At 65.2% G+C, this 22,007-nt stretch carries 22 protein-coding genes; 6 read left to right on the top strand and 16 right to left on the bottom strand.

Annotated elements, in window-relative coordinates:
• Positions 1 to 8: 8 nt before the first annotated feature.
• From AC1DV8_RS09715 to AC1DV8_RS09700, 4 genes are read left to right on the top strand one after another with little or no spacing between them, the layout of a single operon-like run.
• The gene (locus AC1DV8_RS09715; RefSeq protein WP_477157319.1) at positions 9 to 905 is read left to right on the top strand and encodes a metal ABC transporter substrate-binding protein; all 897 of its coding nucleotides are present in this window, start codon (positions 9 to 11) and stop codon (positions 903 to 905) included.
• Complete coding sequence (locus tag AC1DV8_RS09710; protein ID WP_477157318.1) at positions 902 to 1,819, top strand: manganese/iron ABC transporter ATP-binding protein; 918 nt, start codon at positions 902 to 904, stop codon at positions 1,817 to 1,819. The genes AC1DV8_RS09715 and AC1DV8_RS09710 overlap by 4 nt, the downstream gene beginning before the upstream one ends.
• Positions 1,816 to 2,673, top strand: a complete 858-nt coding sequence (locus AC1DV8_RS09705; RefSeq protein ID WP_477150267.1) for a metal ABC transporter permease — start codon at positions 1,816 to 1,818, stop codon at positions 2,671 to 2,673. Before AC1DV8_RS09710 ends, AC1DV8_RS09705 begins: the two co-directional genes overlap by 4 nt.
• Positions 2,673 to 3,527, top strand: coding sequence for a metal ABC transporter permease (locus AC1DV8_RS09700; protein WP_477157317.1), 855 nt, complete (start codon positions 2,673 to 2,675; stop codon positions 3,525 to 3,527). The genes AC1DV8_RS09705 and AC1DV8_RS09700 overlap by 1 nt, the downstream gene beginning before the upstream one ends.
• On the opposite strand, the gene AC1DV8_RS09695 is transcribed toward AC1DV8_RS09700, so the two are convergent.
• The 4 genes from AC1DV8_RS09695 to AC1DV8_RS09680 form a co-directional block, all read right to left on the bottom strand.
• Positions 3,524 to 4,441 carry a DMT family transporter gene (locus AC1DV8_RS09695; RefSeq protein ID WP_477150265.1) on the bottom strand — a complete coding sequence of 306 codons (918 nt, stop codon included), beginning with the start codon at positions 4,439 to 4,441 and terminating at the stop codon, positions 3,524 to 3,526. The genes AC1DV8_RS09700 and AC1DV8_RS09695 overlap by 4 nt on opposite strands.
• Before the next feature lie 3 nt (positions 4,442 to 4,444).
• Positions 4,445 to 5,356: a DMT family transporter gene (locus tag AC1DV8_RS09690; protein ID WP_477150264.1), complete on the bottom strand. Its 912-nt coding sequence runs from the start codon at positions 5,354 to 5,356 to the stop codon at positions 4,445 to 4,447.
• Positions 5,357 to 5,458: 102 nt separating this feature from the next.
• Positions 5,459 to 5,980, bottom strand: a complete 522-nt coding sequence (locus tag AC1DV8_RS09685; RefSeq protein ID WP_477150263.1) for a DUF6580 family putative transport protein — start codon at positions 5,978 to 5,980, stop codon at positions 5,459 to 5,461.
• 60 nt (positions 5,981 to 6,040) lie between these two features.
• Entirely contained in the window at positions 6,041 to 6,421 is a 381-nt protein-coding gene (locus AC1DV8_RS09680) for a winged helix-turn-helix transcriptional regulator (RefSeq protein WP_477150262.1), read from the bottom strand.
• Between the two features lie 102 nt (positions 6,422 to 6,523).
• On the opposite strand from AC1DV8_RS09680, the gene AC1DV8_RS09675 reads away from it, so the two are divergent.
• A complete protein-coding gene (locus AC1DV8_RS09675) occupies positions 6,524 to 7,510 on the top strand; it encodes a quinone oxidoreductase family protein (protein ID WP_477157316.1) in 987 nt (328 codons plus the stop codon).
• A gap of 18 nt (positions 7,511 to 7,528) precedes the next feature.
• Here AC1DV8_RS09675 and AC1DV8_RS09670 read toward each other — a convergent pair whose 3' ends face one another.
• The 7 genes from AC1DV8_RS09670 to AC1DV8_RS09640 form a co-directional block, all read right to left on the bottom strand.
• Positions 7,529 to 8,575, bottom strand: coding sequence for a Gfo/Idh/MocA family protein (locus tag AC1DV8_RS09670; RefSeq protein ID WP_477157315.1), 1,047 nt, complete (start codon positions 8,573 to 8,575; stop codon positions 7,529 to 7,531).
• Positions 8,576 to 8,625: 50 nt separating this feature from the next.
• On the bottom strand, positions 8,626 to 9,660 hold the full coding sequence (locus tag AC1DV8_RS09665; RefSeq protein WP_477157314.1) for a Gfo/Idh/MocA family protein: 1,035 nt from the start codon (positions 9,658 to 9,660) through the stop codon (positions 8,626 to 8,628).
• A gap of 60 nt (positions 9,661 to 9,720) precedes the next feature.
• Positions 9,721 to 10,491, bottom strand: coding sequence for a ThuA domain-containing protein (locus AC1DV8_RS09660; protein WP_477150258.1), 771 nt, complete (start codon positions 10,489 to 10,491; stop codon positions 9,721 to 9,723).
• Positions 10,492 to 10,683: 192 nt separating this feature from the next.
• Complete coding sequence (locus AC1DV8_RS09655; RefSeq protein ID WP_477150257.1) at positions 10,684 to 11,694, bottom strand: ABC transporter ATP-binding protein; 1,011 nt, start codon at positions 11,692 to 11,694, stop codon at positions 10,684 to 10,686.
• A gap of 5 nt (positions 11,695 to 11,699) precedes the next feature.
• Positions 11,700 to 12,539: a carbohydrate ABC transporter permease gene (locus AC1DV8_RS09650; protein ID WP_477150256.1), complete on the bottom strand. Its 840-nt coding sequence runs from the start codon at positions 12,537 to 12,539 to the stop codon at positions 11,700 to 11,702.
• Positions 12,539 to 13,432, bottom strand: a complete 894-nt coding sequence (locus tag AC1DV8_RS09645; protein WP_477150354.1) for a carbohydrate ABC transporter permease — start codon at positions 13,430 to 13,432, stop codon at positions 12,539 to 12,541. The genes AC1DV8_RS09650 and AC1DV8_RS09645 overlap by 1 nt, the downstream gene beginning before the upstream one ends.
• Positions 13,433 to 13,606: 174 nt before the next feature.
• The gene (locus AC1DV8_RS09640; RefSeq protein WP_477157313.1) at positions 13,607 to 14,869 is read right to left on the bottom strand and encodes an ABC transporter substrate-binding protein; all 1,263 of its coding nucleotides are present in this window, start codon (positions 14,867 to 14,869) and stop codon (positions 13,607 to 13,609) included.
• Positions 14,870 to 15,343: 474 nt separating this feature from the next.
• Between AC1DV8_RS09640 and AC1DV8_RS09635 the strand changes: the two genes are divergently transcribed.
• The gene (locus tag AC1DV8_RS09635; protein ID WP_477150254.1) at positions 15,344 to 16,363 is read left to right on the top strand and encodes a substrate-binding domain-containing protein; all 1,020 of its coding nucleotides are present in this window, start codon (positions 15,344 to 15,346) and stop codon (positions 16,361 to 16,363) included.
• A gap of 2 nt (positions 16,364 to 16,365) precedes the next feature.
• Here the strand turns inward: AC1DV8_RS09635 and AC1DV8_RS09630 are convergent, their stop codons facing one another.
• The 5 genes from AC1DV8_RS09630 to AC1DV8_RS09610 all read right to left on the bottom strand — a co-directional run bounded on the left by AC1DV8_RS09630 (position 16,366) and on the right by AC1DV8_RS09610 (position 21,980).
• Positions 16,366 to 17,154, bottom strand: a complete 789-nt coding sequence (locus tag AC1DV8_RS09630; protein ID WP_477157312.1) for a PP2C family serine/threonine-protein phosphatase — start codon at positions 17,152 to 17,154, stop codon at positions 16,366 to 16,368.
• A 60-nt stretch (positions 17,155 to 17,214) separates the two neighbouring features.
• Positions 17,215 to 18,108, bottom strand: a complete 894-nt coding sequence (locus AC1DV8_RS09625) for an alpha/beta hydrolase (protein ID WP_477157311.1) — start codon at positions 18,106 to 18,108, stop codon at positions 17,215 to 17,217.
• A gap of 190 nt (positions 18,109 to 18,298) precedes the next feature.
• Positions 18,299 to 19,396, bottom strand: a complete 1,098-nt coding sequence (locus tag AC1DV8_RS09620; protein WP_477157310.1) for a DUF1513 domain-containing protein — start codon at positions 19,394 to 19,396, stop codon at positions 18,299 to 18,301.
• Positions 19,397 to 19,398: 2 nt separating this feature from the next.
• Complete coding sequence (locus tag AC1DV8_RS09615) at positions 19,399 to 20,472, bottom strand: imelysin family protein (RefSeq protein WP_477157309.1); 1,074 nt, start codon at positions 20,470 to 20,472, stop codon at positions 19,399 to 19,401.
• A complete protein-coding gene (locus AC1DV8_RS09610; protein WP_477157308.1) occupies positions 20,472 to 21,980 on the bottom strand; it encodes a di-heme oxidoreductase family protein in 1,509 nt (502 codons plus the stop codon). The genes AC1DV8_RS09615 and AC1DV8_RS09610 overlap by 1 nt, the downstream gene beginning before the upstream one ends.
• Between the last annotated feature and the right edge of the window lie 27 nt (positions 21,981 to 22,007).

Here is a 22,007-nt window from a genome sequence, read left to right as displayed (position 1 = left end):
CCCGAACAATGATCACCCGCCGCCGCCTCGCTGTCCTGGCCCTCGCTGCGCTGGCCGGGATGACGACCTTGCCTGCCCTTGCACAGGGGAAGTTCAAGGTGGTGACGACCTTCACCATCATTGCCGACATCGCCCGCAACGTTGCCGGCGACGCGGCTGTGGTTGAATCGATCACCAAGCCGGGCGCCGAAATCCACGGCTACCAGCCGGGGCCGCGAGACATCGTCAGGGCGCAGGGCGCCAACCTGGTGCTTTGGAACGGCATGAACCTCGAACGCTGGTTCGAGAAGTTCTTCGACAATGTGAAGGACGTGCCCCAGGTCGTGGTCAGCGACGGCGTCGAGCCAATGAGCATCGGTGAGGGCCCCTACTCCGGCAAGCCGAACCCGCATGCCTGGATGTCGCCGAACAACGCGCTGATCTATGTCGAGAACATCCGCAAGGCTCTGGTGCAGTACGACCCCGCCAATGCCGCGGCCTACGACACCAACGCCGCTGCGTATTCCGCGCAGATCAAGGCGATGGATGCGCCTCTGCGCGCCCGGCTGGAGCAGATCCCGGTCGAGCAGCGCTGGCTCGTCACCAGCGAAGGGGCTTTCAGCTATCTGACCCGCGACTACCAGATGAAAGAGCTCTACCTCTGGCCGATCAATGCCGACCAGCAGGGCACGCCGCAGCAGGTGCGCAAGGTCATCGACGCGGTGCGCGCCAACAAGATCCCGGTGGTGTTTTCGGAAAGCACGGTGTCGGACAAGCCGGCCAAGCAAGTCGCCAAGGAAACCGGCGCCGCCTATGGTGGCGTGCTCTATGTCGACTCGCTGAGCGAAGCCGACGGTCCGACGCCGACTTATCTCAAGCTGCTCGAAGTTACCGTCGACACCATCGCCAAGGGGTTCGGGAAGTGACGCTTACCGCAAACGTGCCGCACGAGGCATGGAACCCCGCCCCGCAGCCGAGCCTCGAGGTCGAGGGCGTCACCGTCGCCTACCCCAACGGCAATGTGGCGTTGCGCGACGCAACGTTCGGGCTTGGCGCCGGCACCATTGCCGGCCTCGTTGGGGTCAATGGCAGCGGCAAATCCACGCTGTTCAAGGCCATCATGGGCTTCGTACAGCCAATTGCCGGCGAGGTCCGGATCGCCGGACTGCCGGTGCGTGAGGCGCTAAAGCGCAACATCGTCGCCTATGTGCCGCAGGCCGAGGAAGTCGACTGGAACTTCCCCGTGCTGGTCGAGGACGTGGTGATGATGGGGCGGCAGGGCCACATGGGCTTTTTCCGCATGCCATCGGCGCGCGACCGCGAGCTGGTCGAGCAGTCGCTGGCCCGCGTCGGCATGAGCGACTATCGCAAGCGCCAGATCGGCGAGCTGTCGGGTGGGCAGAAGAAGCGGGTGTTCCTGGCTCGCGCCCTGGCGCAGGAAGGCCGCATCATCCTCCTCGATGAACCGTTCACCGGCGTCGACGTTCAGACCGAGGCAGCGATCATCACCCTGATGCGCGAACTGCGCGGCCAGGGCCAGCTGATGCTGGTCTCGACCCACAACCTCGGCAGCGTTCCCGATTTCTGCGACCAGGTGGTGCTGGTCAACCGCACCGTCCTCGCCTCCGGCCCAACAACCGAAGTGTTCACGCAGGCCAACCTCGAGAAGGCGTTCGGCGGCGTGCTGCGGCACTTCCACCTCGCCGGCGAGGACCTCCACGACGACAAGGACCAGCGCCGCGTTACCGTGCTCACCGATGACGAGCGACCGGTGGTGTTTTACGGCGAGAACGGCGGCAGCAAGCCGGCCTCGCCCAGCAAGTCGCAGGACGAGAAATGATCGAAGACCTGCTTGTCCCCTTCACCTACGACTACATGGTCAAGGCGATGTGGGTGTCGGCACTGGTGGGCGCCGTCTGCGCCTTCCTCTCCGCCTACTTGATGCTCAAGGGCTGGTCGCTGATCGGCGATGCCCTCGGCCACGCGGTGGTGCCCGGCGTCGCGACGGCGTACCTGTTCGGCCTCCCCTACGCTGCCGGTGCCTTCGTTGCGGGCGGCCTCGCTGCAGCGTCGATGGTGCTGGTGCGGGCGCGGACTAAACTGAGGGAGGACGCCGTCATCGGCATCATCTTCACCTCGTTCTTCGCTCTCGGCCTGTTGATCGTCTCGCTCAACCCCACCGCGGTCGACGTGCAGGCCATCGTCATGGGCAACATCCTCGGCATCTCCGACGGCGACGTCATCCAGGTGGTGATCATCTCGCTGGTGTCGCTGGCGATCCTGATCCTCAAGTGGAAGGACCTGATGCTGGTGTTCTTCGACGAGAACCACGCCCGCACGGTCGGCCTCAACCCGCGCCTGCTGCAGGTGCTGTTCTTCGCTCTGCTCGCTGCCTGCACCGTCGCGGCGCTGCAGACGGTCGGCGCCATCCTCGTCATCGCCATGGTGGTGACGCCGGGCGCCACCGCCTACCTCCTCACCGACCGGTTCCGGAACCTCATCATCATCGCCGTGGTGCTCGGCTCGGCCAGCGCAGCGATCGGCGCCTATGTCAGCTTCTTCCTCGATGGCGCGACCGGCGGGGTGATCGTCTCGCTGCAGACGCTGCTGTTCCTCCTCGCCTTCTTCTTTGCCCCCAAGCACGGGCGCATCGCCGCCCGCCGGCGGGCGCTGCGCGAAGCGGGAGCGAATTGATGGACGCCCTCTACGCCTTCTTCGTCGAGCCGCTGACCTACGACTTCATGCAGCGCGCTCTGCTGGTCGCGATCCTTGTCGGCGCGGTCTCCGCCGTGCTGTCGTGCTTCCTGGTGCTGAAGGGCTGGTCGCTGATGGGCGACGCGATCTCGCACGCCGTGCTACCCGGCATCGTCATCGCCTATGTGATCGGGCTGCCGATCGCCATCGGCGCGTTCGCCGCGGGACTCTTTGCCGCGGTGAGCACGGGCTACCTGAAAGACAACAGCCGGATCAAAGAAGATACCGCAATGGGCATCGTCTTTACCGGCATGTTCGCAGTCGGTCTGGTACTGTTTTCGCGCATCGAAACCGACCAGCACCTGAGCCATATCCTGTTCGGTGACATGCTCGGCGTCACCTGGCAGGACCTGATCGAGACCGCCATCATCGCGCTCGGCACGCTGCTCATTGTCCTCGCCAAGCGCCGCGACTTCCTGCTCTATGCCTTTGATCCGCAACACGCCCGCGCCATCGGCCTGCCGGTCAAACTCCTCCACTACGGCCTGCTCGCGCTGCTCTCGATCACCATCGTTGCCTCGCTGAAAGCTGTCGGTATCATCCTCGTCGTCGCCATGCTGATCGCCCCCGGCGCCATCGGCTTCCTTCTCGCCAAGCGCTTCGAAACGATGCTGGCCATCGCCATGACCGTCGCCATCGCCTCGGGCGTGCTGGGGACGCTGATCAGCTTCAGCATCAATGGCGCCACCGGACCCTGCATCGTGCTGATCCAGGCGGGAGTGTTCCTGCTCGCCCTGCTGTTCGCGCCGGGAAGCGGGATGCTCAGGAAGCGGACGGCGACACCGGCAGCCTAGTCCTCAATCGTGACTTCCGTGACCACCGACTTCGAGAGCTGGCGCTCGCGCAGCCAAATGTAGAGGCCGGAGGCCATGACGATCGGGGCGCCGATGTAGATCCAGACGTCGGGCGGCTGGTTGAAGACGAGCCAGCTGGCTCCGGTCATGAAGAATATCTGCAGGTAACCGAACGGGGCCAGCACCGAGGCGGGGGCGTAGCGGTGCGCGGTGGTGATGAACAGGTGGCCGATCAGCGCCGCGACGCCGATGCCGGCAAAGCACCCCCAGATCAGCGGATCGGTCGGCCAGGTCCAGCCGCCCAACGAGAAGGGCAGCACGCAAACCGTCGCGACACCGGCGGCATAGAACTGCTGCGCCGAGGTACTGTCGACGCCGGCAAGGCGGCGGGTCGAGAGGTTGTAGAGCGCGCTGCAGACGGCTGTGCCCAGCGACAGCAGCACGGCCGGATGGAAGGCCTCGGTGCCCGGCCGCACGATGATCATCACGCCCAGGAAGCCGACGCCGATCGCCAGCCAGCGCCGCCAGCCGACCGTCTCACCTAGCAGCGGGATCGACAGTGCGCAGAGGATCAACGGCATGGTGAAGGAGATGGCCGAGGTGATGGTCAGTGGCAGGTAGACCACAGCGATGAAGTTGAAGATGGTCGAGCCGAGCAGGAACAGCCCACGCGCCACCTCGAGCTTCAGGTTCCGCGTCGCGACGAGCGCCTTGCGGTCGCGCGGCACGAAGAACGCAAGCACGAGGATGAACTGGCCGGCATAGCGGACGAACACCACCTCCATCGGAGGTAGCCCGGCCTGCACCATCAGTTTGGCGCAGCTGTCGATCACGGTGTAGCAGAACAGGGCAGCGATCATCAGGCCGATGGCGAATGGCCGGCGGTCCTCGACGGGTTTCACCACGCTGGCCACGGCTCAGTCCTCCACCGGCTCGACGGTGATCTGGCGATCCAGCTGGCGCTCGCGGAACCAGATGTAGACCCCTGACCCGATGATGATCGGAGCGCCGACATAGAACCAGACGTCCGGTGGTTCGGCGAAGATCAGCCAGCTCGCCAGCGCCAGCAGCAGCAGTTCGGTGTAACTGAACGGCGCCAGCGCCGAGGGTGGGGCGAAGCGATGCGCGATGGTGTTGAGCTGGTGTGCGATCATGCCGGTGACGCCGATGGCGATGAACGCGAACCAACCTGACCCGGTGCTCGGCCACACCCAGCCGTTAAAGGCGAACGGGGTGATGCAGGTCAGCGCGATCAGGCCGGAATAGACCTGCTGCGTCGCGGCGGAGTCGACGCCTGCGAGCTTGCGGGTGATGATCGAGTAGAACGCCGCCGAGAGCGCACCGGCGAGGCAGATCAGCGAGGCCGGATGGAACGCCTCGGTGCCGGGGCGCACGATGATCAGGATGCCGACAAAGCCGGCGCCGACGGCGGCCCAGCGGCGCCAGCCGATGGTCTCGCCGAGCAACGGGCCGGAGAGCGCTGTCACCATCAGGGGCATGGTGAACATCAGCGCGCCGGTCACCGTCAACGGCAGGAAGCGCATGGCGAGGAAGTTGGCGCCGGTTACGCCAAGCAGGCACAGCCCCCGCAGCAGCTGCAGCTTCCAGTTCCGCGTGACGAACAGCCCGCGCTGCATCGGCGCGAACAGCGCGATCGCCAGCGCTACGTGGATGGCGTAGCGGACAAAGACGATCTCGGTCAGGGGAATGCCGATGACGGAGAGGTACTTGGCTGAGGTATCGAGCGTGGCAAAGAACAGCTGCGAGAACAGCAGGATGCCGATGCCGAGATTGCGGCGCTCCTCGACGGGGGCGATGGTGGAAGTCATGGGCTGGTCCGGAGGCCGCGAAGGTATGCGGCGGCAGGATCACCAAAGGGCGCACCGCCCCGGCCTGTCAATGGCGCGGCGGCGGCAAACGGTTCAGTTGAACTAAAGTCTGGCGCCTGCGGCGCCGGCGCCGCGGTCGACATAGCGGCGTGCGAGTACGAACAGGGCAAACAGGAGCGCGGTCGAGCCGATGTCGCCCACGAGGCTGTAACCCCAGAACGGAATGGCTGCCACGTAGCACGCTACCAGCCCATCTATCCCGAAGCCGTAGTAGCCGCCCAGATAGACGCCGAAATTCGAGATGACGAAGAACGCGAGGCTCGCGAGGAACGCGGCTCCGCCCAGTCGGACAACCGAAAGCTGCCGAAGCAGGCCGCGGCCGATAAAGGTGCCGGCCAGCATGCCGGCATAGGTGAACAGCGCCGAGCTGTGCCAGCCGAGGACGAGGTCGGATAGCGCCATCACCGCAAGAGGGATCAGCGCCGCGAGCCACGGACTGCGGGAGGCGTAGGCGCCGAGCAGCGTCACGCCGACGACGGCCGTGACGTTGGGCGGGTGCGGGATCACCCGGCTCAGCACGCCGACAACGATCAATCCTAGGGCCAGTCGTTCGCTATTGGTCACGGGCTTCTCCTCCACCGATTGTCGGGCGAACGCCGTGAAGGGTCAACTGCCCAGTGCGTTTCAGGCCGCCGTAGCGGCGCGGTTCTCGGCAGCGAAGGCATCGCAATAGACCATGCGCTCGTGGTCTCCGGTGGCCTTGGCCTGATGGATGCCCCATTGCTGCAGGCTATCCATCAGCGGCGCCAGCGACAGACCGAGTTGCGTGGCGCTGTACTCGACATGCGGCGGCGCGGCGGCAAACACCGTGCGGGTGATCAGCCCGTGCTCCTCCATCTCGCGCAGTTGCTGCACCAGCACCTTTTGCGAAATGCCTGGAATGCCGCGCTGCAGCTCGGACAGCCGCTGTGGGCCGGCGAGGACGTGGAACAGGATATAGAGTTTCCAGCGCCCGCCGATGATCTGCAGGGTGCGTTCGAGGGGCCAGGTCGAGAGCCGGTTCATCGCATTCTCCAAGCGCACCAGCCGGTGCGTATGACACCAGAAAGTCTGTAGCGGGCTCGGCTCGATATCGGAACAAGGGACGCCTTCGACAAGGAGAGTTCCATGCAGGTGGTTTCGATTTCGCAGTTCGGTGGTCCCGGTGAGTTGCAGGTCCGCGAGGTGCCGATGCCGGTCGCCGGCCGCGACCAGGTGCTGATCAGGGTGGCGTCAATCGGGCTGAACCTCGGCGACGCCATCATCCGCTCCGGTCGTTCGGGACTGCAGCTGCCGATGCCCTTTATCCCGGGCGGCGAGGTTGCAGGTACCGTCATCGCCCTCGGAGATGGCGTCAGCGGGCTGGCGATCGGCGACCGGGTGCTCGGGGCGATCTTCGCCGAGCCACGGCTCGATGGCGGCTATGCCGAGCATGTAGCGCTCGCGGCGGACGTGGCGTTTAAACTGCCGGCCGCCGTATCGTTCGATGCGGCGGTGTCGCTGGCCGTGCAGGGGCTGACGGCGGAGCAACTGCTGGCGCGCCATCCGGCCGCCAGCAAACGCGTGCTGGTCCACTCTGCGGCCGGCGGGGTTGGCCAACTACTGGTGCGTCTGGCTCGGCTCGCCGGTGCCGCGCGGGTCGTCGGAACGGTAGGCAATGCGGCCAAGATCGATGCGGCGTTTGCGGCAGGCGCGGACCAGGTCGTGGTGTCCGCCTCGGGCTGGGCCGAACAGGCACCCGGCCCATACGACGTGATCTTCGATGCGATGGGCGGCGAGGTCAGCACCGCGAGCCTGCCGCTGCTGGCGCCCGAGGGAAGCTACGCGGTCTATGGCGGCGCCAGCGGCGCCTATCCCGGCTTCACCCCGGCGCAGATGGCCGGCGTCACCGCCGCGGCGCAGACCATTTCCGGCTTCTCACTGTGGTCCCTGCTCGGCGATCCGGCACGTCGCGGCCCTGCCCTGCGGGCCTCGTACGATCGGCTGTTCGCGGCCGTCGCCGACGGCACGCTCGGCGTCGACATCGGCCACCGTTTTCCGCTGGCCGATGCCGCCGATGCGCATCGCCTGATCGAGAGCCGGGCCTCGATCGGCAAGATCGTGCTGGTGCCCTGAGGCCCGGGTTGGCGACGCTCAGTGCGTCGCCAGTTCCTTGCGCTGCTGCTCGGACACCGTTGCGAGGTCCAGCACCTTCTGCAGTTCCGCCGCGTGGCGGAAGCTCGGCTCCTGCATCTTGCCGGTCCGCACCGCTTCGGCGAAGCGCTGGTAGTTGGTCGGCACGGGCGGCACTTCCATCTCTTCCCAGGTGCCGCTCTCGACGTTGTCGCCGAGGCAGACGCGCAGGCGCGAGCCGTCGTGGCGGTGCTGCACTTCGACCCCGCCCTTCTCGCCATAGACGCGCAGGCGCAGCTCGTTCATGTGGCCGGTGGCCCAGCGGCTGGCATGGATCACGCCCAGTGCGCCATTGTCGAAATCCACCGCCATGGTGAAGCTGTCGTTGGCGTCGAGCTCGTACTCGCCGATCTTGTTGCCATCAGCCTTGTCGAAGGTCTTCAGCCGCGCGAACACGTGCTCGATCTCGAGCCCCGAGCCATACGAAGCGAAATCGAGGATGTGCACGCCGATATCGCCGAGCACGCCGTTCGAGCCGTGCTTCTTCGACAGCCGCCACAGCCACTGGCTTTCCGTGCGCCAGTCGCCCCAGGCCTTCGACACCAGCCAGCTCTGCAGGTAGCTCGACTCGACGTGCTTGACCGCGCCGATAGCGCCGGACAGCACAATCTCGCGGGCCTTCTGCAATTGCGCGACGTTCCGGTAGGTCAGGTTGACCATGTTGATCAGCCCGGCCTCCTCGGCAACGTCGACCATCTCGAAGGCCTTGGTCGCGTCGGTCGCCAGCGGTTTCTCGCAGAACACGTGCTTGCCGGCCTTCAGCGCCGCGATCGAAGTCGCGTGGTGGATCGAGTCCGGCGTGACGTTGGCCACCGCATCGAACTCACCCCAGGCGATCGCCGCGTCGAGCGAAGCGAAGCCGTTCGGGATGTTGTGCGTGGTGTTGAACTTCTCGAGCCGGTTCGGATCGACGTCGACGCCGCCGACCAGGGTCACCCCGTCGATGGCGGCGAAGTGCTTGGCGTGCTGGGCGGCCATGCCGCCGGTGCCGAGGATGAGCATTCGCATGTTGGTGTTCCCTAGAGAGTCGGACGCGCGAAGCGTCGCGGAGAGTTCGTTCATATCCGGTGTTCCTTGCGGTCGAGATCGGCGACGAGCGCCAGATCGAGGATCTTCTGCAGCCCCGCGGCGTGGCGGAAGCCCGGCTCCGTCTGGACGCCGGTTCGCACGGCCTCGACGAAGCGCTGGTAGTTGGTCTGCACTGGCTCGGCCTTCACTTCGCGCCAGGTCGAGGTGGCCACGTCCTCGCCCGCACATACGCGCAGCAGAGAACCCCAGTGCCCGTGGCTGAGTTCCAGCCCGCCCTTGTTGCCATAAACACGCAGCCGCTGGTCGTTCGAGTGGCCCGAGGCCCAGCGCGACGAGTGGATGGTGCCGATGGCGCCGTTGGCGAACTCGGCGCTGATGATGAAGCTGTCGTTGGCGTCGAGCACGTACTCGCCGATGCGGTCGCCCGGCACCTTCTGGAAGGTCTGCAGCCGGCTGTTCATTGCAACGATCGGCTGGCCGATGGCGAAAGTGGTGAAATCGATGATGTGAATGCCGATATCGCCGACCGTGCCGTTCGAGCCGTGACCCTTGCTCAGGCGCCACAGCCACGGACCGGGATCGTTGAAATCGCGCAGCGCTACCCAGTGCTGCAGGTAGCTCGCCTCGACATGCTTCACCTCCCCAATCGTGCCCGCCGCGATGATTTCGCGGGCTTTGTGGAGTTCGGCGACGTTCCGGTAGGTCAGGTTGACCATATTGATCAGGCCGGCCTGCTCCGCTGCCTCGACCATTTCCATGGCCAGCCCATAGCTCGGTGCCAGCGGCTTTTCGCAGAACACGTGCTTGCCGGCGGCCAGCACTTTCAGCGTCGTCGGGCGGTGGATCGAGTCCGGTGTGATGTTGTCCACCGCATCGAAATCGCCCCAGGCTAGCGCATCGTCCAGCGAGGCGAACCGGTTGGCGATCCCGAATGTGTCGGCAAAGCTGTTGAGATTCTCGGCGACGGGATCGACGGCGCCTACCATTTCCACGCCATCGATGGCCTGGAAGGCTTTCGCGTGATTGATGGCCATTCGGCCAGTGCCGAGCATCAGCAGGCGCATCGTCAAGGTCGTCCGTAACAGAATGGCGTGGGGCCGCCCGAAGGCGGCCCTGGTGTCAGATCATTTCGGGTGGTGCGTCAGCTTGGCGCCGCGCTCGACGATGTGCTCGATCGCCTTGTCCACCGGAGTATTCGGCGCCTTCAAGAGGTGCGCGTGGTTGTCCGGGTTGTAGGCCCAGTTCACCGCGTTGCGGATGACCTTGCCGACGGTGGCGTCGTGGTAGGTCGGATAGGTTTCGTGGCCGGGACGGAAGTAGAAGATGTTGCCGGCGCCGCGGCGGTAGGTGAGGCCCGAGCGGAACACTTCGCCGCCCTGGAACCACGAGACGAACACCGTCTCCAGCGGCTCGGGAACCGAGAACGGCTCGCCGTACATCTCTTCGTTCTCGAGCTCGAAATAGGCCGGCAGGCCCTTGGCGATCGGGTGGCCTGGGTTCACCACCCAGATGCGCTCACGTTCGCCGGCTTCGCGCCAGTGGAGGTTGGCCGGCGTGCCCATCAAGCGCTTGAACACCTTCGAGTGGTGGCCGGAGTGGAGCACGATCAGCCCCATGCCTTCCCAGACGCGCTGCACCACACGCTCGACGATCTCGTCCTTCACCTCGCCATGCGCCGCGTGGCCCCACCAAACCAGCACGTCGGTGTTGGCGAGCTTGTCGACGGTCAGGCCGTGCTCGGCGTCCTGCAGCGTCACGGTCGAGGTGACGATATTCTTGTCTTCGCCGATCAGCTTGGCGATCTGGCCGTGCATGCCGATGGGGTAATTCTCAGCCACGGCCTTGTTCTTCTGCTCGTGGACATTCTCGCCCCAAATGGTGGCTCTGATCGGCATGGGTCAACTCCTTGAATTCGTGGAAAGGGCCGGACGACGGCTCCGGCCCCAAGCTTCGAACATATCTTCCAAAGCGGTTTGAACTTTGAAGCGATTCACTGCATCGGCTTGCCGTGAATGGCAAGCAAGTGCGTCAAAAATCGGTTGCCCTGCGGCAATTTTGCCGCCGGGCGGAACGTCAGCTGAATATCGTCAGTTCTTGACCGGCTTACCGGCCTTGTCGAAGCGGTAGACCTTCCCCGGAATTGGAGCGATCGAGATTGCCGCATCGGGCTGGTGCATGTGGGTGCCTTCCTGACGCACGATGATCGGATCGCCGCCGGCGCCGATATCGACATAGACATAGCTGTCCGAGCCGAGGCTCTCCGAGTGCACGACCTTGCCCTTCCAGGCGCCGTCGCGGTCGGCGATCTCGATATGCTCGGAGCGCACGCCGATGGTGTTGGCGCCGAACTTCGAAGCGATCTCGCCATTGAGGAAGTTCATCTTGGGCGAGCCGATGAAGCCCGCGACGAACAGCGACTGCGGGTTCTCATAGAGCTCCAGCGGCGTGCCGACCTGCTCGACTAGCCCGTCGCGCAGCACGCAGATGCGGTCGGCCAGCGTCATCGCCTCGACTTGGTCGTGCGTGACGTAGACCATGGTGGCGCTGTTCATCGCGTGATGGAGCTTGGCGATCTCGAGCCGGGTGGCGACGCGCAGCGCGGCGTCGAGGTTGGAAAGCGGCTCGTCGAACAGGAACACCTTGGGGTCGCGCACGATGGCCCGGCCAATGGCGACGCGCTGGCGCTGCCCGCCGGAGAGTTGCTTGGGCAGGCGGCTCAGGTACGGGGTGATCTGCAACAGCTCAGCCGCCTTCTCCACCCGCTCCTTGATCGTTTCCTTGCTCGACTTGGCGAGTTCCAGGCCGAACGCCATATTCTCGTACACCGTCATGTGCGGGTAGAGCGCGTAGGACTGGAACACCATCGCGATGCCACGCTTGGAGGGCGCCAGCGCGTTCACCAGTGTGCCGTCGAAGGTCATCTCGCCCGAGGTGATGTCCTCGAGGCCGGCCATCAGGCGCAGCAGCGTGGACTTGCCGCAGCCGGACGGGCCGACGAAGACCATGAACTCGCCCGAGAAGATTTCGAGATCTACGCCCTTGATGACGTCGACGAGGCCGAAGGACTTCTTGATGTTCTTGAGTTCGATATGCGCCATGGAATTTAGCCCTTTACGCCGCCGGCGGTCAGGCCGGAAATGATCTTGCGCTGGAAGATGAGGACGAGGACGACCAGTGGCACGGTGACGATCACCGATGCCGCCATGATGTTGCCCCACGGGATTTCGTACTGGCTGCCGCCCGACAGCAGCGCGATGGCTACCGGCACGGTGCGGGTGTTGTTCGACGAGGTGAAGGTCAAGGCGAACAGGAACTCGTTCCAGGCCGCGATGAAGGCCAGGAGGCCCGTCGTCACGAGCGCCGGCCACAGCAGCGGCAGGAACACGCGCCAGATGATGATCCACGGGGTCGCCCCGTCGACGATGGCCGCCTCTTCGATCTCGATCGGCAGGTCACGCATGAAGGTTGTAAGCACCCACACGGTGAACGGCAGCGTGAAGATCGTGTAGCTGAAGATCAGCGCCCACGGCGTGTTGTAGATGCCGAGGAAGCGGATCACCTCGAACAGGCCGGCGAGCACCGCGATCTGCGGGAACATCGAGACCGCGAGGATGGTCATCAGCAGCAGCCCCCTGCCCCGGAACCGCACCCGGCTCAGCGCGAACGACGCGGTGATGGCGAGGAACAGCGCCGCCAGCACCGTCACCGACGCGACGAAGATCGAGTTGAGGAGGTTGCGCGGGAAGCTGCCGGTGGTCAGGACCGAGAGATAGTTCTCGATCGAGAACGAGGTCGGCCAATAGCTGACCCGGAACAGGTCGGTGCCGGATTTGAAGCTGGTGAGGATCGCGTAATAGAACGGGAAGATCGACACCACGACGATGAAGATGACGAGCGCGTAGAACGCCGTCCGCTTGGCAATTGCCCAAAGGTCAAGAGTCATCAGCGGTCTCCCCCGTCGAACCGTACCTTGCCCAGCCAGATATAGAGCGCGGTCATCACCGCAATCAGCAGGAACAGGAAGGTGGATTGCGCCGAGCCGTAAGCGAACTTGTCGAAGTCGAAGAGGTTCTCGCGCGAGATCACCGACATGGTCTTGGTGGCCGCGCTGTTGGGCGTCAGCACGTAGATCAGGTCGAAGATGCGCATTGCGTCGAGCAGGCGGAAGATCACCGCCACCATCAGCGCCGGCCGTACCAGCGGCAGCGTCACCTTGAAGAACACCTTCACCGGGTGCACGCCATCGATCTCGGCCGCCTCGTAGATATCCTTGGGGATCATCTGCAGGCCGGCGAGGATCAACAGCGCCATGAACGGCGTGGTCTTCCAGATATCGACGATCAGCACCGCGGTCATCGCCGTATCCGCAGAGGCGGTCCAGGCGATCTTGTGGCTGATCAGCCCCAGCTTCATGAACAGGTCGTTGATGATGCCGAACTGGTCGTTGAGCATCCACGACCACATCTTGGCCGAAACGATCGTTGGGATCGCCCACGGGATCAGGATGGCGGCGCGAACGATGCCCCGGCCCTTGAATTCCGCGTTGAGCACCAGCGCCACGACCATGCCGAGCACCGTCTCGAGTGTGACCGACACCACCGCGAAGCGCAGCGTATTGCCCACTGCGTTCCACCATGCGGGATCGACCAGGAGGCCGGAGAACACCGTGCGGCCGCTCTTCAGGGTGGTCCAGCTCAGGTAATTCTTGAAGCCTACGAACTGCGCCTCATAAAGGTTGGTCAGCGAGGCATTGGTCAGCGAGAAATAGATCGTCCGGAGCAGCGGCCACCCGGCCACTACGGCGAGCGCCGCGAGCATCGGGAGCAGGAACCACATCGCCGCGCCGACGCGGGACTTGAGCAGTTCGGACTGAATCTTGGGCTGGGTCCGGACAACCGGTCCGGCTGTGGCTTCGACGGTCATGGGGGCGGTCTTCCTGCTGCAGAAGAGGAGGAGACGGCGCGGGCAACCCGAAACGGATCGTCCGCGCCAATCGTCAGGACGAAAGCCTTACCAGGCGTCGCCCTTGAGCTCGGTCAGCTTGGCTTCCAGAAGCTCGAGGTTCTCGGCACCGGTGCCATTGCCCGACAGCGTATCATGCACGGCCGACCAGAACAGCGAGGAGACCTCGTTGTACTTCACCTTGGTCGGAGCCGACGGACGCGGCACGGCATTCTGGAACACTTCCTTCCAGTTCGGGATGATCGGCTGGGCAGCCGCAACATCGGAGTCGTCATAGAGCGAGACGATCGTGGGCAGGTTGGACTGCTTGATCGCGCGTTCCTTCTGCACTTCGGTCGACGACAGGAACAGGGCGAGCTTGATCGCCTCTTCCGGGGCCTTGGAGTACTTCGACACAGCGACGTTCCAACCACCGAGCGTTGCGGCCGAGCGAGCACCCTCGCCCTCGCCCATCGGCAGCGGCACCACGTCGAACTTGCCCTTCACGGCGGAGTCGTCGCCATTGCCGAGCTGGTAGGCATACGGCCAGTTGCGCATGAACACGGCATTGCCGAGCTGCCACACGCCGCGGCTCTCTTCTTCCTGGTAGGCGAGGACGCCGGCCGGGGAGATCGTGCCGACCCAGCCCTTGACCATGTCGATGGCCGCAGCGGCCTTCTCGTTGTTGATCGAGATGGTGCCATCGGGCTCGACGATCTGGCCGCCGCCGTTCGACATCACCCACTCGAGGGCGTTACAGGTCAGGCCTTCGTAGGCGTTGCCCTGGAATACGAAGCCCTGCATGTCGGGATTGCCGGCAGCGCGCTCCTTGTCCTGGATTTCCTGCGCGGTGGCAGTCAGCTCGGCCCAGGTCTTGGGCGGCGTCTTGCCGTACTTCTCGAGCAGGTCCTTGCGGTAGTAGAGCGCCGGAGCGTCGGTGAAAGCCGGCAGAGCGACGAGCTTGCCGTTCACGGTCTGCGACTCGATGATCGAGGGGAAGTGGTTCGCCACCACGTCCTTGGCGGCGTCCGTCAGGTCGAGGAACTGGTCCGCCAGCTGCGGAGCCCAGATCACGTCGGTCTGGTAGACGTCGATGTCGGAGTTGCCGGCCGCGAGCCACAGCTTGTACTGGCCGAACTGGTCAGTGGTTGAGGACGGCATCGGGACCACGGTCACCTTGTTGCCGGTCTCTTTCTCGAAGCGATCGAGCTGCGAGCGCAGGAACTCGAGGCCATTGCCGGTATCGCCCGAAACGATCGAGAGATCGGCGGCCTGGGCAGCCACGACGCCGAGCGTGGCGCTGGCAAGCAGGGCCGCGATCAGGGACTTCATTCTCATTATTCTTCCTCCCAAAGGACAAACATGACCGGGAGGCAGCCAAAGGCGATCGACGCCGGGGCGGCGTTGATCGGCACTAGTTCCTCCCACAAAAACACTCCGGAAAGCGAGCAGTTCGCCCCGCTAAAGTCTTCCAAAGCGCTTTGAATGAAACCTACCCAAATGGACGAAATCCTGTCAAGCGGGATTCAGCCGCCATTCCTTAACATCGGCATTGGCGGCGCAAATTATCCTTTGATAACAGCGTGTTGCGTTGGCACATCTGTTAACGCTCGAAAACTAACGCCGTCTGGCCTGAGGTACGAACCTCAGAAATGTTAGTATGAACGCGCCACTTGCGTTTGCGATTCAAATCGCTTTGAATGGCGCACTTGTGGAGGAGGACGTCCGGCATTGGGCTCCGGTCCGGGGCTTGGTTCGCGAGCGGAAACCGCCGCGTGCCGCAGTTGGGCGAGTACGCATTTGGTGATGAAACTCAAAGACTTGGCCGCGGAGCTGGGGCTGTCGCAGACGACGGTCAGCCGTGCTTTGAACGGCTTTCCGGAGGTCAATGAGGCGACCCGCCAGCGCGTCAGCGAGGCCGCCCACCGCTTGGGCTATCGCCCCAATGTCAGTGCCCGCCGTCTCGCTACCGGGCGTGCCGGCGCCATCGGCGTCACCCTGCCGCTGCAGCGCTCGATGCATTTCGGCCCGCATACGTCCGAATTCCTCTCCGGCATCAGCGAACGGCTGGCCCAGCACGAGATCGACATCGTCGTTACCCCGATCGATGCTGATGATGAAGTCCCGGTGTTCCGCCGTCTCGCCGCCAGCAAGCGCGTCGACGCCCTGGTGCTCTCGGCCCCGACCCCGAATGACCCGCGCATCGCCGCGCTCACCGAGCTCGGCATGCCTTTCCTGCTGCACGGCCGCTGCGAAGTGAACGTCCCGCACGCCTGGCTCGACATCGACAACGAGGGCGCGTTTCGCCGCGCCACCAGCCACCTGCTCGATCTCGGCCATCGCCACATCGCCATGATCAACGGACCCGAGGACCAAACCTTCGCCATCCACCGCGACCGCGGTTTCCGCAGCGCGCTCCAGGCGCGCGGGCTGACCGCGGATCCGCAACTGATTGGCGGCGGCCGTTTCACCGACGAAAACGGCTTCCGCCTCGCCCAGGCCTTCCTCGAGCGCCGCCCGCGTCCCACCGCCTTCCTCGCCGGCTCGATGATGACCGCACTCGGCGTGTTCCGCGCCATCCGCCTCGCCGGCCTCGAGCTCGGCAAGGACGTGTCGATGATCGCCCACGACGACGTCTTCCCCTATCTCAACGCCGACAACATGGTCCCCTCGATGTCGACCACCCGTTCCTCGATCCGCGCCGCCGGCGCGCGCATCGCCGAACTGCTGCTGCAGATGCAGGATGGCAAGCCGGTGGCGTCGATCCATGAGCTGTGGCCGGTGGAACTGGTGCTGCGCGAGTCGACCGGGCCGGCGCCGAAGTAGCGCTAGCCGCTAGGCATTAACCCGGCGCGCGGATTGTTGACCTGCCAGGCGATCACCGTGGCGCTGTCAGTTCCACCGAGGGCGTGAACGTCGTCCAGCATCCGTGACACCGAACCGCCCAGCCCTGCATCGGACAACAGCGCCTGGCTAAAGGCCGCCGCATCCTCATAAGGCCGGTGCGCGACCTCGAGCAGCCCGTCGGTGATCATCGCGATGGTACTCAACCCCTGCCTCAGTTCGCGAACGCCGCTCGAAAAGCACGGCACTTCGAGCGCCAGGCTGCTGCGCTCGCCGACCCACTCGAAGTAGTTGCGGACGGTCAGCGTATGCTGGCCCACCCGCTGCAGATCGGGTTGCAGCAGGTAGAGCGCGTTGTCGCCGATCGACAGCCAGTACAGATAGCTGCCGTGCTGGTAGCAGACGAGGCACGCCGTCTCGCCGCGCACCTTCGCCATGCGCTCTCGCGCGGACAGCAGCAGGCGCGACACGGCCGCCTGCACCTCGATGATGTGGGAGGGTTCCGGCCGCCCCATCAGGGCAACGAGTTCCGCCCTGCTTTCCGCAAACAGCCCGACCACAGCGTCGGCACTGGCGGAGCTCGCATGCGCGTCGCAGAGGACGGCGAAGACCCAGTCCTCCCCGGCCCAGACCAGCGCAGCGTCTTCGTTCTTCTTCGCCCCGAAGGCCGCGTTGCCGCCAAAGAGCCCTATGGTGACCCGACCAGCGGTTTCCATTCGCGGCCCATCGAGGCACGGATCGACGCTGCCGCTCCAGACATAGGCCTGCATCATCGCCCCCTCCGCTCGGGCACGACGATGGGGGCGACCCGCCGGGGTGTCAACGACCGGCCGCTACCCTCGCCCACACGTCGCATCGAGCTTCGGCACCAGCCATTCCAGCGCTGGGACGATCTGCTGCTGCCAGGTATCCCAATAATGCCGCCCCGGCCCCACCCGCAGCGTCGTGTCGATGCTCAGCTGCCTGAGGCCGCTGTGATACTCCACGGCTGCAGCGATAAGGTCGGGGAAGTCGTCGTCGCCGATGGTGAAATAGAACGCCGGCTTGTGCTCCGCCCGCCGCAGTTTCGGCATCAGCGTGAAGGCGTTGGCGGCATTGAACCGGTCGCGATCGAACGGCGCACCGAAGACGTTGCGGTAGAGGTCCGGGATCCAACGGCTGCGCGGATCATTCTTCTCCAGCGGCTCGTGCAGCGCTCCCGCAAAGCTCATCGCCGCCGCGTAGGTGTCGGGGTGGTTGATCACCTGCAGCACTGCCCCAACCCCGCCCATCGATACGCCGCCGATCGCCCTCCCCTCACGGCACTTCGCCGTCGGGAACTTCTTGTCGATGGCTGCCACGAGGTCAGTCGCGAACGCCGTGTCGATCAACCCGAAGCCACCCGGATCGGGGTTGTCCACGTACCAGCTATCCCCCGCCCCCGGCGCCACCACTACGAGTGGTGGAATCCGCCCATCGGCAATCGCCCGGTCGAGGATCGGTGCCAGGTTCCCCCAGGTGAACCAGTCGCCATCCGCCCCGGTCATCCCGTGCAGCAGATACACCACCGGCCAGCGCTCACCCTCGGCCGGCGCCGGAAACGGCGTGTAGACGGCATACGGGATCGGCCGCCCCAGCGTCGGGCTCTCCGCCTCGAGCCCAAACTCCACGATCCCAGCGCCGAACGCTGCGGAGCCGGCAAACACCATCGTGGCCGCGCCAAGCGCAGCCAGAAATTTCAGTTTCAAGTTGATCCCCTCAGATCGCCGGTATGCGGCGGATTCCATGTTTGAAAGCATGCAGGAAAACGTTTTCCTGATTGCATCCTACCGGTGCCGGTCGCTCCGGGCAACTGGCCGAAAGGTGGGGGATGAGCGTGCCACACGCGCGATGCCCATCTCCCCCTTGGGGGGTGAGAGATGGCCGAGAGGCCGGGTGTCAAACCGCCCGCAGCAGCCTCAGATGATTGTCGAAGTTCAGCTCGAACGTCGTCAGCGGCGCAGGTGAACCGGCAAAGCCGCCGAGCACGCCTTCCCCGCTTGAGGCCAGAAATCCGACCGTGTCCGGGGCGATGCCGCAGCCGTTCTCGAGGCCGAGGCTGGCGACGACTGTGGCGGTGTCCGGGTCGATGGCGAGGATGGTGCTTCCCTCCGGCGACGACACGCCGATCAGCCCGCCATCGGCGGAGGCGGCGACCGAGCCGATGTAGTTGCGCAGTTCCCCCAGCGTCGCATCAGGCAGCTCGATCAGTCGGATCTCGCCGTCGCGTGTCGCATAGCCCACCAGTTGCGGGCGATCGGCCGAGGGACCGCGGAACTGGCAGCCGAACCAGGCCCTGCCTTTGTGGTCGAACGCCATGTGCCGGATCGACAGCTGGTGCAGCCCGCCATCGAGCCGCAGCTGCCCGATCAAATCGCCCGAACGCCGGTCGACGAAGGCGATGGACGGGTCCATCGTCTCGATATTGAGCTCGGTCCGCCCATAGTCCGGATGCGTCTCGATCCCACCATTGGCGACAACGAACGTCTCGCCGTCCGGCATCAGCAGCATCTCGTGCGGGCCGGTGCCATAGGTGTCGAACTCGCCGATCCGCTTGTAGCCGCCCGCAACATCGTAGATGCCGATGACGCCGCGCGCGTTGTCGAAGTCGTTCTCGGTCGCATAGAGGAGCTTGCCGTCCGGCGAGAACGCCCCGTGCCCGAAGAAATGCCGCCCCTCGATGCTGGTCAGCGTCACCGGCGGCATGCCGCCTTTGGGGTCGAAGATCACCGCAAAGGTGCCCGGCTGGCGGGCGAACACCACCCCCTGCCCCGTGGTCGGTGAGAAGGTGATGTCGTGGCCGCGATCGGGCAGCTCGATCGTCGAGATCACCGAGCCGGCCTCGTTCACCAGCGCCGCGGCAAAACCACCCTCTCGCTTCTGGATCGAGGAGGCGAAGACCAGCTCGGCCCGCTCCAGCGCCTCGGCCCGTCGCGGCAGCAGCGACGCCGCGAACCCCGCCCCCGCTGCCTTGAGGAATGCCCGACGCTGCCACATCGTCAGTCTCCGTCGAGCGACGAGAACCCGACCGACAGGCCAAGCGCCGCCGCGAGGTTCTCGCCGAGGATGGTGTCGAGCGACTGCGTCACGATCACCAGGTAATCCAGCGCCTTCTTCTGCTTGGGCTCGGCCAGCGCCTGCTCGACCGGCTGGGTGACTACCTTGCCCGCCCGTTCGGCATTGCCGAACTCGAAGCTGGCGCTGTTGCCGACCCAGAGCTGGTCTGGCGTCGTCGCCTCGGCGATACGGGACTTTTCGAGCAAGGCTCTGAGGCCTTCGAAATTGGCGTTGATCGACGGCACCGTCATGCCGGAGCGCCAGAACAGCGCCGATTTCGGCTTCGGCGCCGCGCCATCGCGACCAAGGAACGGCAGCAGCCGCTGATCGCGGATCGCCTCGGTGCCGTGGGCCAGGAGCCCGGTCAGCGCCTCGGCCACCTCGCGAAAACTGCGATAGTCGGGGTCGCTTTCGGACGGCGCGAGCAGCCGCTTCGAAATGCCCTCGGGGTCGTTCCACTCGGCCGAGAGCTGCGCCGCCATGTCAGCCTGCAGCGTTGCGGCGGCGAGCGCGTAGCGGCAGCGGAAGGCCCATTGCGGCGTTTCCAGTTGCTCTGCCCCGGTGCCGAACAGCAGGAACTCCAGCGCCCCCAGCCCTTGCACCGCCACGCTCTTGATCGCGAGCTTGGCTGGATCGGCTGCGTCCCAATCGGGCTCGGCGAGGATCCCCTGCACCTGCTTCAGCGCGATGCCCTTGCGGTCGGGCCAGAACAGGATCTTGTCGTAGCGGTTCTCGGTCATCAGCGGCCCGAGCCGGTAGAGCTCGACCCGCGACCACGCCGCCACGGTCGATTTGAACTGCGCCCGCGCCGCCTCGAGCAAAGTGTCCGACGCCGCCTGGCAAAGCCCGCCGACACTGATGGTCAGCGCCGCCGTCTCCTCGGCATACTGCGTGAAACCGGGGCGGATCGCCTCGGTGATCGCTAGCGACACCACTTGCTCCGCCGTGAGCTTCTGCTCCTCAGCCATCGCCGGCATCACAATCAGCGCCAGAACGGCTGCAAGCAGTACGCGCATCACAGTGACCCCAGGAAAACCAGCAGATCATCGCGCTGCGATTTCGGCATGTTTGCGAACGCGTCGCGCGATTTCTGCGCCTCGCCGCCATGCCAGAGAATGGCCTCGGTCAGGTTGCGGGCCCGCCCATCATGCAGGAACTCGGTGTGGCCCGACACCGTCTCGGTCAGCCCGATCCCCCACAGCGGGGGCGTTTTCCACTCGTAGCCATCCGCATCGCCTTCCGGCCGATTGTCCGCCAGCCCCTCGCCTAGATCGTGCAACAGCAGATCGGTGTAGGGCCATATCAACTGGAACTTGTGCGCCTTGGTTGGCGCGTCCCGCGAGGTCACGTATTTCGGCGTGTGGCAAGCGGTGCAATTGGCCTCGTAGAACGCCTGCTTGCCGCGCAGCACCTGCGGCTCCCCGACATCGCGCCGCTGCGGCACGCCGAGGTTCTGCGAGTAGAACGTCACGAGATCAAGCACCGGATCGGGCGCCTCGGACGGGCCCAGCCGGGCCTGCTCGCCGGTCGGCGCCGCGAGGCACTCGGCTTCGGCGGCCGTGCAATCGCCATGCGGCTTCATCACCAGCGGCGTCGCGATACCGATATCGCCGGCAAATGCATCGGCCGACTGGGCCCGAATGACCGCCGCCCCGGCCTTCCAGCCGAACCGACCCAGCTTGCGCTGCCCGCTCACCGAGTCGAGCACGATATTCGCCCGACCCGAAATGCCATCCCCGTCACGATCGTCCGGGTCAACCTTCGCCAGGATGTCCTCGGCAGGAACCTGCTCCAGCAGCCCCAACCCGATCATCTGCGGCGAGACGCGCGGGCTGAGCATCACATCGTCGGCCATCGGCCCGTAGGCGAGATCGGTCACCGAGTATGTCGGCCGCCTGAGGGTCACCACCGTGCCGTCGCCGAGCGTCACCGGCTCGTCGGCATAGCTGATCGCCATCTTGCCCTCGGGCTTCACGCCCTGAACGGCGAAATCCTGCAGCTGGCCGCCATAGGTCGGCTCGGCGATCACCTTGGCGCCATCGGCCAGCGCCTGCTTGTCCGCATCGCTATGCGGCGGGACCGACAGGCGGAGGAACATCGAGACGGCATCGTCGCCATTGCCCGACGGCGTATGTCCGCGCCCGTCCTTCAGGTGGCAGTTCTGGCAGCCGCGCGCATTGAAGATCGGCCCCAGCCCGTCCGAGGCCTCGGTCGAGGATGGTGACGAGACCCAGAGCTTGCGGAACAACGCGTTGCCGAGCTTGAACTCACTCTCCTGCTCGAAGGTGAGGTTGGCCGACGAGAACGAGAAGATGTCCTGGTTGACGCGCTTCTTGATCGTGCCTGCCCCACCGGGCAACTGCTCGAAGTTCTCAGGCTTGGTAAAATCGCTGGTCAGCGCCGTGACGCTCTGGACCCGCTTCAGGTCCTTGGGCGTCAAATCGGTACGGGTCCCGCCATCGCTGGCGACGGCGAGACCCGCGATAAGGGTTATGACCAGGAACGCGGTCAAGCGCTTGTGCATGTCTCGCACCCTAGGCTTCCCGGCCAC

The organism is Devosia sp. P3_B2 (genome assembly GCF_056402875.1).
The sequence above is the reverse complement of the archived record's forward strand: the minus strand, read 5'-3'. Positions and strand labels throughout refer to the sequence as shown.